13 protein-coding genes are annotated in these 12,817 nt (G+C 38.7%); 4 read left to right on the top strand and 9 right to left on the bottom strand.

The genetic code is table 11. The annotated features are described in order from the left end of the window. Position 1 precedes the first annotated feature (1 nt). The gene (locus tag BUF13_RS11960) at positions 2-1,273 is read left to right on the top strand and encodes a M16 family metallopeptidase (protein ID WP_073572039.1); all 1,272 of its coding nucleotides are present in this window, start codon (positions 2-4) and stop codon (positions 1,271-1,273) included. Positions 1,274-1,277: 4 nt separating this feature from the next. Here the strand turns inward: BUF13_RS11960 and BUF13_RS11965 are convergent, their stop codons facing one another. From BUF13_RS11965 to BUF13_RS11975, 3 genes are read right to left on the bottom strand one after another with little or no spacing between them, the layout of a single operon-like run. After that, the gene (locus BUF13_RS11965; protein ID WP_073572040.1) at positions 1,278-2,228 is read right to left on the bottom strand and encodes a glycosyltransferase family A protein; all 951 of its coding nucleotides are present in this window, start codon (positions 2,226-2,228) and stop codon (positions 1,278-1,280) included. A gap of 1 nt (position 2,229) precedes the next feature. Continuing rightward, on the bottom strand, positions 2,230-3,156 hold the full coding sequence (locus BUF13_RS11970; protein WP_083586441.1) for a hypothetical protein: 927 nt from the start codon (positions 3,154-3,156) through the stop codon (positions 2,230-2,232). Further along, positions 3,128-3,553 carry a sugar 3,4-ketoisomerase gene (locus tag BUF13_RS11975; RefSeq protein ID WP_073572041.1) on the bottom strand — a complete coding sequence of 142 codons (426 nt, stop codon included), beginning with the start codon at positions 3,551-3,553 and terminating at the stop codon, positions 3,128-3,130. Before BUF13_RS11975 ends, BUF13_RS11970 begins: the two co-directional genes overlap by 29 nt. A 107-nt stretch (positions 3,554-3,660) precedes the next feature. Here BUF13_RS11975 and BUF13_RS11980 point away from each other — a divergent pair, with 107 nt between their 5' ends. Beyond that, complete coding sequence (locus BUF13_RS11980; RefSeq protein WP_073572042.1) at positions 3,661-4,275, top strand: IMPACT family protein; 615 nt, start codon at positions 3,661-3,663, stop codon at positions 4,273-4,275. On the opposite strand, the gene BUF13_RS11985 is transcribed toward BUF13_RS11980, so the two are convergent. Genes BUF13_RS11985 through BUF13_RS11995 form a run of 3 tightly spaced genes read right to left on the bottom strand, consistent with a single transcriptional unit; the run spans position 4,264 to position 7,496 of the window. After that, a complete protein-coding gene (locus BUF13_RS11985) occupies positions 4,264-4,866 on the bottom strand; it encodes a 3'-5' exonuclease (protein ID WP_073572043.1) in 603 nt (200 codons plus the stop codon). The genes BUF13_RS11980 and BUF13_RS11985 overlap by 12 nt on opposite strands. After that, complete coding sequence (gene nhaC, locus BUF13_RS11990; protein ID WP_073572044.1) at positions 4,863-6,320, bottom strand: Na+/H+ antiporter NhaC; 1,458 nt, start codon at positions 6,318-6,320, stop codon at positions 4,863-4,865. Before nhaC ends, BUF13_RS11985 begins: the two co-directional genes overlap by 4 nt. A 45-nt stretch (positions 6,321-6,365) precedes the next feature. Then, positions 6,366-7,496 carry an NAD(P)/FAD-dependent oxidoreductase gene (locus BUF13_RS11995; RefSeq protein WP_073572045.1) on the bottom strand — a complete coding sequence of 377 codons (1,131 nt, stop codon included), beginning with the start codon at positions 7,494-7,496 and terminating at the stop codon, positions 6,366-6,368. Positions 7,497-7,572: 76 nt separating this feature from the next. On the opposite strand from BUF13_RS11995, the gene BUF13_RS12000 reads away from it, so the two are divergent. After that, a complete protein-coding gene (locus BUF13_RS12000; RefSeq protein ID WP_073572046.1) occupies positions 7,573-8,052 on the top strand; it encodes an Mpo1 family 2-hydroxy fatty acid dioxygenase in 480 nt (159 codons plus the stop codon). Here BUF13_RS12000 and BUF13_RS12005 read toward each other — a convergent pair. Beyond that, positions 8,046-10,325 carry a patatin-like phospholipase family protein gene (locus BUF13_RS12005; protein ID WP_073572047.1) on the bottom strand — a complete coding sequence of 760 codons (2,280 nt, stop codon included), beginning with the start codon at positions 10,323-10,325 and terminating at the stop codon, positions 8,046-8,048. The genes BUF13_RS12000 and BUF13_RS12005 overlap by 7 nt on opposite strands. A gap of 174 nt (positions 10,326-10,499) precedes the next feature. Between BUF13_RS12005 and BUF13_RS12010 the strand changes: the two genes are divergently transcribed. Next, positions 10,500-10,994 (top strand): DUF4494 domain-containing protein, encoded by a 495-nt coding sequence (locus tag BUF13_RS12010; protein WP_073572048.1) that lies wholly within the window; start codon positions 10,500-10,502, stop codon positions 10,992-10,994. Between the two features lie 28 nt (positions 10,995-11,022). Here BUF13_RS12010 and BUF13_RS12015 read toward each other — a convergent pair whose 3' ends face one another. Further along, positions 11,023-12,048, bottom strand: a complete 1,026-nt coding sequence (locus BUF13_RS12015) for a DUF6515 family protein (protein WP_073572453.1) — start codon at positions 12,046-12,048, stop codon at positions 11,023-11,025. 11 nt (positions 12,049-12,059) lie between these two features. Next, positions 12,060-12,791, bottom strand: a complete 732-nt coding sequence (locus tag BUF13_RS12020) for a DUF2092 domain-containing protein (protein WP_073572049.1) — start codon at positions 12,789-12,791, stop codon at positions 12,060-12,062. Positions 12,792-12,817 lie beyond the last annotated feature (26 nt).

Genomic DNA, 12,817 nt, shown 5'->3' on the forward strand with positions numbered 1-12,817 from the left:
TATGTCTTTGGACAGAAGTCAAGCACCGGAGTTTCAGATTCCGGAGGATTTCCAATTGGTTCAACCTGAAAAATTCATTCTTCAATCAGGTGCCAAATTATATTTAATGCCAACTCCAAATCTGGAGGCGGTTAAAATCGAAATCACGGGAAAAGGCCAAAGAGCAAATCTTCCCCTATCTCAATCACTCCTTCCATCATTTACTTTACAAATGATGCTAGAAGGTTGTGGAAAAAAAAACAGTGAGGACATTGCCAATTTCTTGGATTTCCATGCCAGTGAGATTTCTCCGGTGGTTTCTTTCGGATTCGAGGGATTGAGCCTTTTGAGCACTAAAATTCACATTTTCGAGATCTTACCTATACTCTTGGAAATCATCCACTCCCCGACTTTCCCTGAAGAAATTCTAGCAAAAAGAAAATCCCAAAGGAAGCTCAGCATTCAGCTGGAAAGAGAAAAAACTGCAGCTAGAGCTGGCCAATTGTTCAGGCAAGCTCTTTTTGGGAAAACGCATCCCTATGGAGTGGAGGTAGATTTTCATCATGTAGATGAAATCACCCAAGAACAAATGGAATTCTATTCCAAAAACATGCTTTGGCAAGATTTGGAAATATTCGTAACTGGGAACTTTGATAGTGAAGAATGGAAGAGTTTAACTACATTCTTGGAGAAAATCCCCAATAGACCACTTGCTGAATCTGTACTAATTCCAGAACCTGCAAGCACACTAAAAATAGAAGAAAACCGACCAAACTCTGTTCAGAGTAGTTTGAGACTAGGGACCTTTTCAATTCCCAAAAACCACCCAGATTACATTGCATTAACTGTTTTCAACACCATTTTAGGTGGATATTTTGGATCTAGATTAATCAAAAACATAAGAGAAGACAAAGGTCATACTTATGGAATTTATTCTAGTTTGGCTGAGATTGGAGACTCTAATTACTGGTTGATTTCAGCTGATGTCCAAAAGGAGTATACCCAAGAAGTGATTCGAGAAATTTACCATGAAGTGCAGCAATTATGCACTGTTCCTATTTCACAAGACGAGCTAGAAATAGTCAAAAATTATCAAATTGGTCAGATGCTATCTCGCTTTAGCTCGTCATTCGATTTGATGGATCGATTCAGGGCTGTCCATTATTCTGGATTGGACCTAAGTTTCTATGAAGAGAAACTGGATTATTTGAAAAATTTCCAAGCAGATGATGTTTTAGCTATTGGGCAGAAGTACTTCAAGGACAAAGAATTCATTGAAGTTATTGTGGGATAATCTCTCAGGTAATTCGGACATACAACCAGGAAACATCCACTTTCCATTTTGCCCACAGCTTATAAAGCTTGAATTGAAGGGACTTTAAGCCACATTGAATCCCAAGGTGAATAAAACCTTCAGCTACTCCAAAATTGGCTGACCAGAGTGCATGTTTTAGCTCATACATGATCCTTTTGTGCAGCGCTTCATTCTCCCGGTCATTTTCATTCATCTCTAGCGCCTTTTCACAGACTTTCAGTGTACTGGGAAGCATCTTGGACTCATAGCGTCTGTATTGGCCTGCAGACATAGAGTCATCATGGACTCTCTTTAAAACACCCACGTGATCTGAGAAAAGGACAGGATACTTTCTGGCTAATCTCAATTGAACATCGAAATCCTCGTAATACAAATCAGGATCGTAACCGCTTTCTTTTTTAAGAATCTCAGCATTAAACACCATAGTTGGAGCTGAAATAAAACTTCTCTCCAAAAGGGTCTCATAGATCAAACCCAATTCAATTTCTTCGGCTATTTCACCAAAATCATTTCTCTTGTAAAAAGTCCTGATTTCCCCATTCGGTTCTAAAATATAGGCATCTGAAAATACAAAAGCCGCCCTTGGATCCTTAACTAGCATATCTACAGAATTAGAAATATGGTCTGGATACAAGACATCATCTCCTGCCAAATCCACAACATAATCTACCTCCAACTCTGAAAGGCATTCATTAAACAGCTCACAGTAAGGCCTTGACTTATCGAGAAACTTGGTTTTCACCGTGAACAAGCCAGTAAATTGCCCCAACCAATCTTGAATTTCATCTCGAGTCTGATCCTTACTACCATTATCAACAATCAACAACTCCTTATGATAATAATCTTGGAGTGAAACACTTTCAAGTGTCTCCTTCACCCATTTTTCATGGTTGTAAGCAATGCAGATTATTCCAACCTGTGGTTTATCAATCATCTTAAAAAGCTTTCTTCCAAGTTAGCTTATTTGAGACGTCATTGGAAAACTTAGATTTAAAAAACATCAAACTATGATTAGCTTCATTTTCTAAATCTGAAGACCCTAAATCCACAAAATCAACCTTCAAATCTACCGCCAGTTGAAAAAGTCGCATTAAGAGCATCTCTCCCAAATTTTTTATTGAAACTTTTGGGTCGATCGCTGACTGAAAATAGTATAGACTTTTTGGAGTTAGGTTTACTCCCAATGTATGAGCAACAACTTGTTCATTTTGCCAGACAGAAATCAGGTGATAGCACTCGGGAAACTCCGAAACCTGATTGATAATTCGTCCCTCATCTAAACTTACTTCATATCCTCTACTCCTATTCCACTGTCGGATTTCTTCAAGAAACGAGAAATTTTGAACAGGATGGCAAGTGATTTGAACCTTGTTTTGAAGGATCTTTTTGGAAAATTTAGGTTGATCTTGCTGGACAGCTTTCTTTAATTTCTTTTTCCCAACAAAAAATTGATGGGCCAAAGCTCCGGAAAATTGATATCCACTTTTGAAAAGTAAATACGAGAACAAATCCTGAGATTCCTGATAGGGTTTTGGAGCAAGAGTGAGTGACAATTCATAAACGCCAATGGATTTCAATTTTTGTTCCATGGATTGGATAAAAAAATCAACTTCCTCTGAATGGACTAGTTCTTCCATCCAAAACCCACCAAATGGGGCTTTGGGTAAAGAATTGGCTTTTCCGTCTTTTACGGCAAATGAAATAATCCCTTTTAGTTTCTCTCTTTTGTAAAAATTAATATCCCAATAATCCCCATAACCAGAAAGTGTCTCATTGTAGAGCAAATACTCCTTTCTATCGGGGGAAGCGGGGATTAATTCAACCCAAAAATTTTCAGTGATTTCTTTCTTGAATACTTTCAAAGTCTTTTATGTTTCGGATATAGTCATCTTCGGAATATACTTGATCTGACAAAACCAATAAAACGGCCTTTTCGCCAAATTCAGTTTCTACCCAATGCAATGGAGGAATAAAAAGACCCTTATCAGATTCGTCCAAGACAAATGTTTGAACATCTTGTCCGGGTTGGTGAACCATCACTTTGATTTCACCATGAATTGCAACCAAAACCTGAGATTCTTGCCAGTGGGCATGACTTCCTCTGGAGACATTGGCAGGGACATCCGAAATCCAAAAACAACGCTGTATTCCACCTGGAAATATTCGAGCATTCTCCCAAAAAACCAAGTTTCCCCCCTCGGACTTCCGACTATCTAGGGTGATCAATCGAAGTGTTTCTTGTTGGGTCAATTTATTCATTTGAAAAGCAATCGACTTAAAATTAAGATAAATCCAAAGGATTCTAGATTACACTTCCGTTAATTTTCTAATTTCGAAGCCTGATACTTGAACCAATCCCCAGATTTTTGGAAGATCAACTAGCTTCAGATACATTCCTCACTTTGGCAGGAGAATCCAACGGACTCTTCAAGGACCGAAACAGCAAATTCCTTTACTATGCTTTTCCTGTTCGATCTGAGGAAGAAGTCAAAGAAAGACAGGCCGAGCTCAAGAAAAAATATTATGATGCAAGACATCATTGTTATGCCTTTGTGATCGGAAGGGATGGGGATTTTTTTAGAGCTTCAGATGACGGTGAGCCTAATCATACTGCTGGAGATCCTATTTTGGGACAAATCCGATCCCATAACTTGACCAATACCCTCATCATAGTTGTTAGGTATTTTGGGGGCACTAAACTTGGTGTAAGTGGTCTGATCAATGCCTATAAAACTTCAGCCTCCATGGCTATTGAAGAGAATGAAATCATCGAAGAACAGGTCAAAGAGAGAGTCTCTATTCATTTCCCCTACCCAGTGATGAACGATGTCATGAAACTAGTAAAGCAATATGAATTAGAAATTTTGGATCAGGAAATGACTTTGGATTGTAAAATGACGCTTGAGTTTCGGGAAAAACTTAAAGAAACAGTCCTTGAGACTTTGGAGGACATTCAGGATCTCAGAATCCTAGAGTCCTAATAATTCATCCAAATAACCTTCTACACGAAGTTTTTTGAAGACTTCCAGACAAGCCCAAGCATCTGTGGCCGCATAACGAAGCTGTTTTTCTGTCAATTCAATCGCCTCCCAGTTAGAAACCTGTTCAGATTTTGATATCCGCATTCCCAAAACCATTGCGGTAAGATTACGAACTCCGACATTATGAAAACCCACTTTTTTCAATTCGTCATTCAAGTCGAAAAATGAGTTAGCATAAAATGAATCAGTCAGCTTTGCCAGTCCTTTGATGTCATCATGAACGGCTGCTCCGATTTTCACGATTGTTTCCCTTTCCAATATCCCACGGATAGAATCTGGAAAACCGATTTCATTCAGTCTGAATAAAAAGGCCTGATTAGGAGTTGAAAGTTGAAGCAAAGAAACTTGATTGATGATTCCTTTTTTAAATGATGGTTTTGTTTCAGTATCAAAACCCAAAAGAGGTTGTTCCTCCAAAAACTCTACAACCTCATCCACCAATTCGGCATCATCTATCAAATAGATTTCACCTTCAAATTGGCCTAGCGGCAATGCATTGACTTCTTCTTTACTTATCCGAAATGGGATCATGCTGTTACTTCTTCCTCTTCGTAAAAATTAATTCCAATTTTCAGGTATCCATATAGGATGGTCATAAATGGGCTAATGATATTGAAAAAGCAAAACGGCGCATACACCAAAGTTGCCACTCCCAAAACCGACGCCTGAGTAGCTCCGCAGGTATTCCACGGAACCAATACAGAGGTAACAGTTGCTGAGTCCTCTAAAGTTCGACTTAAGTTTTCGGGCTTCAAACCTCTTTTTCTGTAGATATCAGCATACATTCTTCCTGGCACCAAAATCGCTAAATATTGATCTGAAGTAGTGATATTAAAAAACACACAAGTAGCGGCAGTTGTTGCGATCAAAGAGCCAACTTTGTGGACTTTTCTTATAACTGCCTCAGCCAAAACTCGAAGCATACCACTGACTTCCATAATCCCTCCAAAAATCATTGCGCATATGATCAACCAGATGGTGTTTAGCATCCCTCCCATTCCTCGAGTTACCAATAACTCATTGACAACGTCATTGGAAGTCACAACAGAAATCTCACCATAAAGGGACATCATCACAGCTTTAAAGCTTTGATAGGCAAAAGATCCTGGCTCATTTGCAATCAATTGAATGATTTCAGGTTGGAAAATAATTGCAAACACCCCTCCCAATAAGGCTCCGATCAACAAGGCCGGAATTGCAGGGACTTTCTTGATAATCAAGGTCAATACCACACCTGGCACTATGAATAACCAGCCATTGATATTGAATTTCTCTAAAATAACGGTAGAAATAGCTTTTACATCCTCAACAGAACCTTGAGTCTCATAATTAAATCCAATCACGATAAATAGGATCAAGGTAATGACAATTGACGGAACTGTCGTCTTCGCCATGTGCCTGATGTGAGTAAACAAGTCTGTTCCCGCCATAGCAGGAGCCAAATTGGTAGTATCAGACAAAGGAGACATTTTATCACCAAAATAGGCCCCTGAAATAATCGCTCCTGCAATTATTCCTTCTTCAAATCCCAATGCTTTTCCAATTCCCAATAATGCAACACCGACTGTAGCAACAGTCGTCCAAGAACTACCTGTAGAAACAGAAACCACTCCACTTACAAAACATGCTGCAAATAGGAATATAGTAGGACTTAATACTTGCAAACCATAATAAATCATAGCTGGTACGATCCCACTTAAAAGCCAAGTACCTGCTAAAGCTCCGATTAAAAACAGTATCAAAATACTGGACATAGCCGAGCTAATACTATTAACTATTCCATCTTGGAGAGTTTCCCAGTTGAAGCCGAGTCTGAAAATAGCTACCAAAGCGGCAACTCCTGCAGATAAAACCAAAACGATTTGATTGGATCCTGACAAACCATCGGTACCAAAGACTCTGATATTCAGAACAAGAAGTATGATCAAGAAAATCAACGGAATCAGTGCATCTAGCACTTTGGGTTCTTTAAACGGTACCTGCATTTATAATATATTGGTGATTTAAACTTTGAATCTAACCAAAAAAAATTAATTCCCTTTTCTCAAAAGGTCGCTCAGCTCCTTTCCTACCTGCCACCCTAGAGCTACCCCCATACCTCCCAAACGCACAGCTGCAGCAGTTTTCTCCCCAACCTTTTGAAGAATGGGGGTTTTCGTTGGGCCAAAACCCATAATTCCTGTCCATTCCATCTCCCATTCAATTTCTTTTCCAGGAAAAATGACAGTGGATGCCATCTCTTTCAGATGATTCTGAATTTTCGGATTTACAGAAAACTCTGTTGTATTCTCTCCTTCAAAATCTTTATTCCTAGCTCCTCCCAAGAGTAATCTTCCATCAACAGAACGAAAATAAACATAGCCTTTGTCCATATGGAAACATCCTTTCCAAGGAACTTTGAATCCTAGTGGTTTGGAAACCATCACTAGTCCTCTTCCTGGCTCAATCCCTGATTCAGGCCATATTTTTTTGGTAAAGGCATTGGAACAAATGGCAACTCGGCCGCCTTCAAAATTAAATTCTCGATTCAGGCCTTTATCCATTGCCAGCAATTTCCCTGTATCTTTTTCAATTTCCAGAACTTCTACACCGGTAATGATTTTTACACCGGTTTTTCCAGCCAATTCCCATAAAGCGGCTAAATATTTCCCTGGATCCAGTTCTCCTTCAAAGGCATTTTTCACAACAGTCTGAACTGAATCAGAAAACCCCAGCTTACCAATTTTACCTACTTTGGAAAAAACAGGCCCTTTGAATGTTTTCTTTAGGATTTGATTAATCTCTGGGATTTGTTCGACAGCTGCCAATTGTTCTTGATCTATCAATTCAAATCCACCAAGTGTTTTGTAATCCAAAACTTTGTCTCCAAATTCTTTTCTGATTTTTTGTAAGCCTTTATATCGTCTTTGAACCAACTCTACCACTTCATCCTGTGTCATGGTCCAAAAGTCATCCAAAATCTCTGTCAAGCTCCCAAAACAAGCAAACCCAGCATTTTTCGTGCTCGCCCCTGTCGGAAAAACACCTCTTTCCAATACCAAAATTTTCGCTTTGGGGTGCTTCCTTTTAAAATGAATGGCAGTAGATAAACCAACAAAGCCAGCTCCAACTACGACCAAGTCATGGTTCAAAAAATGCTTTTGTTCCCAATAGCTTAACATTTTACCTGAGTATTAAATTTTGAGAGTGAGAATTTGTAATTTATATGCAAAACTTAAGAAATATACCCAAAATGCCATGAGAAAAATAGATGAGCTGTTGAATGAATATGGTTTAAGTCATCAAAACCCTACCAATAAATTGATTCATTGGTTTTGCGTTCCAGCCATTTTCTTTAGCATCGTGGGTTTGGTTTTTAGCATACCTGCAGGACCTCTGCCTGAATTCTTTCCGCTTTTGGACAATTTTGCCAATTGGGCCACAGTAATTCTATTCATTGTATTGATTTACTATGTTACTCTTTCCGGCCCTCTGGCGTTTGGCATGCTCTTCTTTTCAGCTCTTTGCCTGGCCTTAGCCAATTTTCTTAACCTTACATTTCCTGGAAAGCTCTGGATGATCAGTTTGGGAATATTTATCATTGCTTGGATCATCCAATTCTATGGGCATAAAGTGGAAGGCAAAAAACCTTCATTTTTTAAGGACGTCCAGTTTCTAATGATCGGTCCAGCCTGGTTGATGCACTTTATTTACAAAAAGCTAGGATTTGCTTATTGATTCGACACCATCACAGAATCTTGACTTTCGAACAACTCTTTTATTCTAGCCAACGAATTCTGGTTTTTTGAGGTGTGAATACTCATGAGTATTGATTGCTTTTCCCTAGCAGTAAGCCTCCAGTTCAAAGAAGCCCGTTGCATAGTCTCCTGACTCCCTGATAGCTCTTCTGTTTGAACTAATTCCGGAGCGTATTCAAATTCAATTTTCTCCAAGTCAAAAGGCATGGATTCCGCCATGTAATTGAAAAGCACCTCATTTTGGATCGTCTGAACATTATCCCAATTGGAATAAATATTCTTCAATGGGGTAAACACTTTTTCAAAAATTCTCGGAGAAGGAGTTTCTGGAATTTCAAGAGATTTTTCTGAATCACGAATGGTTACCAAAACCACTCCTGATGTATTCTCTGCAATCCATTTTTGAAACACATAGGTGAAACGCAAAGCATCCTGGATACCAAAATTATCAGACAAACCAGTGTCCATCGTCTCCATGATAGGATCAGATGGCAATTGAATGTTTGGGGTAATAAATGGAAAAGTTGCACTCATCCTCAAAGCGGTTAAAAATCGCAGATCTTGGGCATCCTGATCTCTAAAGAATCTCAAGAAATCAATGCTTTGTTTCTTCTCATTGGCTCCCAATTTACCCATGACCGAAGTTCCCAAATAGGACATGGAATGGGGAGAAATCACGAGTTTACGACCGTCGTTGGTGATTAAAGATGAAACAGGCATTATGGGAATTAAACCGTTTTCCTCAGGTTCCTTGTATGCATGGAGTGGCTTATCCAATATTCTTTCAGTATTGATATTAAACTGATTTTCAAAAGCAAAACCCCTATCTTTCAGATACTTAAACCCATTATAAGAATAATATTGATTTCTAATCAGCAAGTCATTGACCAATAAAGAAAAAATGATAGGATTGAGATTATCAGCGGACATTTGATCCAAATAAACTGAGTCTGCAGGATTGATTTGAGAATCAGACTTCGATCTAAGGTATAATTCTCTAAAAAACGCTTCACCCAAAACGCCACCAGAGGCCCCTGTAAATAATTCTGTATGCTTGATAACCTCCCCCTCATTGATTTCATAGATATTTTGTAAAACCAATAAGGTCCAAAGTGCGGCTCTTTGCCCTCCTCCACTAGCAGCTATCAACACCAATTTAGGCTTTTCATCCCCCGTTTTCTTTTTCCATTCAGCAAGAATCGCTTCCGTATTCTCTCTGTCTTTTTCAACTGTATCGGGATCCAAAATCTCATTTAACCTTTCCAGATTGTAGGGGGCAGGACTGACCTGATAGTTCATCCCAAAAGCCTCATGAGGCCTATTGAGAAATCCGAAATTGGAAAAATAGTTGGCCAAAATTAGTAGCGAAAAAACAACCACAGTAGACCAACTTCTCAACCAAAAGCTTGCAGCGCCGACCAACATGACCAAAATCGCCAATAAAATAGTGACACTCATCGCTGCTGGTAATTGCAGAATTGGGTTCTCTTTGAAAAAGCCCAAAAACAAAACAAATAGGATCAAGAAAATCTGAATCACGAACAAGTTCAGGTGATTTTGATCAAATACCTTAAGAAGCTTTTGCCTTTCAAACCTTGAAATATCAGGTCGCACTGGAATCAGTTTGAAATTGACTCCAAGATAATATTGGACAGAATCTTTTTTGTTTTTTAGTTCTTTATAGCGACTGAGTACATTGGCACGAGTTAACTTTACTTTTTTGAGTCGCTTATTTAGAGTGCCAGCAAACAAGACAAAAAAGTCCTTGTTCGTAAAGGCGAAATAGGCAAAAATTAAGGCATAGGAAACAATACTACCTACTGTAAATCCTGCAAAATAGCCCAACACTCTCCAGTCATTAGGCACACTATTGTGCAACTGAAAATCAATAAATTTTAGATTATAACACAAGTAAAAAATGGTCGGAATAATGGAATTATTGATGCAATAATGGATAAATGGCTTATTGACTACAGCCAAAAATGGAAAGTTTCTCCCATCCATAATGTATGTCGTCATATGGAAGGCCATAGTAAAAATGGCAAAGCCAATTCCCATCATCAAGAAACTTACCCAAGAGACCTCATGAAGGTATTCAGGATCTAAAAAAAGAAAAGGAACTCCCAGAACTACTCCGAAATTTTCGAAGACAATCATTAGTAGAAGGACCCAAATCAGGATCAATGCCAGGTTTTTCTTTAGATGTAATAAAAACAACTGGACCGGAAAACTATTCCAAAGTTTATCTCTCATGGGAATCGATAATTCTAAAAGTTACAGCTTTTATTTTCATCCAAAAAAGTCAAATCAAACAATACTGATATTCAGAGCCTTAAAACTTCAATTCAGAACCCATTAGATTTTTACAAAAATCCACATGGTCATTCAAATGAATAATTTTACCTTCATGCCCCAAATAGAAAACATATGAGAACCTGGTTTTTGTGCAAAGTCAAGTACGCCAAAGAAAATGAACAAGGCCTACTTAAAAATATATCAGAACAATACTTAGTAGACGCTGTTTCGTTTACGGAAGCTGAGGCGATCCTATATGATCGTCTGGGATCTCAGATTAGAGGGGATTTTCAAGTGACTGGTATCAGCAAAAGTAACATTGTGGATGTGTTCTTTTATGAAGATGCTGACCTTTGGCATAAATGTAAAATCACCTATCTGGTGGCCGATGGCGAGTCTGGTAAGGAGAAGAAGGTCACACAATACATGATTGTTACTGCCGAAGATGTGAAGCAGGCATTTGAAAGAATTCAGGAAAGTCTGAGCAATATGCTTGTCAGCTTTAGGGTTCCAGATATCAATGAAAGTCCGATTGTCGAGGTATTCCCATACGAAAGAGATGAAGTGGCTGAGCAATTGCCTCCTGGTAACTTCAGACCAGTTTCGGAAGTAAATGAAGATGAATAAAAGAAAAGGCCGCTTTAAGCGGCCTTTTTTAGTTTTCTACTTCTTCAACTTGAACTATCTCGTACATGTCTTTTCCATCTTGTTGGACAGGCATATAGTAGGTATCTCCTATTTTCACATAGGACTGATCACCAACTTTTACTTCTTCACCACCTTCAGGCAAAGCATCTACGACAGCTCCTGCTGGAGGCGGTACAACTGTATATCCTCCGTCTGATTTCTCATAAAAAGTACCTCCATAATAGTAATTGTTTACAGTTGGAGTTACTTCAACTTCTTTGGATTCCTTTGGAATCACTTTGACAGTAGCACCCTGAGGAGCCTCTACTACCACATAGCCATCATCAGTCTCTACATAAAAGACTCCTTCATCGTATTGGTATTGCTGATTATCCACAGCAATGGCAACTGCTGTCACAGCTAGAGTAGCTGCAAAAAATCCCCATGGATGCCATACTGGACCCCAATAATAAGGTGTATATGGATGATAGTAATAAGGTCTAAACCAAGAGAATCCGAACCCTCCCCAAACATATGGGGGTCTTGGATAAGGTCTATAGGGAGGTCTATAAGGACGGTAACCATGCACATGGTTATTCCTTATGTTGACATTGATATTTGTATTGTTATTGATGTTTACCCTATTCCCTCCATTTCCGCGATTGCCATTAGGGTTTCGATTGATATTCGGATTTCTATTATTATTACCACCTCTATCTCCCTGAACGTTGTTCACGCGATTATTAGGCTTTTGCTTAGAGGTAACTCTATTGGAACCTCCATTTACCGTAGGTCTTGAACTTGAGTTTTTGGAGAAGCTTTGATTTCTATTATTTGGAACATTCCGAGTAGTAGGCCTATTGGCAGTAGGTCTAGATGTACTAGGCCTAGATGTAGTAGGACGGGAAGGCATCTGTCTGGTAGTTGTTGGCCTACTCATAGACCGTCCTCCACCACCACCTCTCATGCGTTGAGCCATCAAAGAATCAGGAGTTGCCAAAAGCGTAATTGCTCCAATCCCGAGTATCAAAAATTTATAGTTTAAAGTTTTCATGTTTCTAATCTTTAATCTTTGCTTAACCAAGTGATTTGTTTAGCTCCAGGAGGAGGTAAAAACTCGAAAATTGAATCTGGATAATCATTATTGATTTCCCAATCAGAAAAATCTGCTTCTACTTGATGGGCATAGGGTTCTCCCAAATAGGTAATCAGAATTTTCTTGGGTAAGAAATAGGCACCATCGCTAATCCAAAACTGAACAGTCATATGCTCATTGGCTGTTCCAATATGATAAGTTCTATCCCCATCCATCATCACTGTTCCCAAAAACTCGATATAGTCCATATTTTCACTTAAATCAGTCGTGAAATTGGGGTATAAAAAGTCCGCAAAAGTAAATTCTATATCAAAGTCATGGTAGAGCCAATCCAGGGTCTCAATTAAATTGTCTGGAGCTTCTGCGGCGGTGAAAATATTATTCAAAAAAGAATAATAAACCACTTGATCACCCTGATATGCAAACATTTCTGCCTTTCGCTCGCCAGTACTTTTAACATAAAACTTATTGGGTCCCTTCAGAACAATTTCACTGGATTCAAATTCTTTGATGAAAAAATTCTCAGCGTAGGCAACATCTTTTGATAATTGAGTGTGAAACCCAAGAGATTTTACTTCTCCAACTAGGGTTCCCATCTTATCTAAGATCATCAATGCAGTACTATCCTGAAATTTTTCCTGCGAAAAAGCACTTATAGAAATTAACAGGAGCAAACTTGATAAATAAAAATTCTTCCTCATTTTCAATATGTTTAGGCTATTAATTT

This window comes from Algoriphagus zhangzhouensis (assembly GCF_900148515.1).
Taxonomy (GTDB): Bacteria; Bacteroidota; Bacteroidia; order Cytophagales; family Cyclobacteriaceae; genus Algoriphagus; species Algoriphagus zhangzhouensis.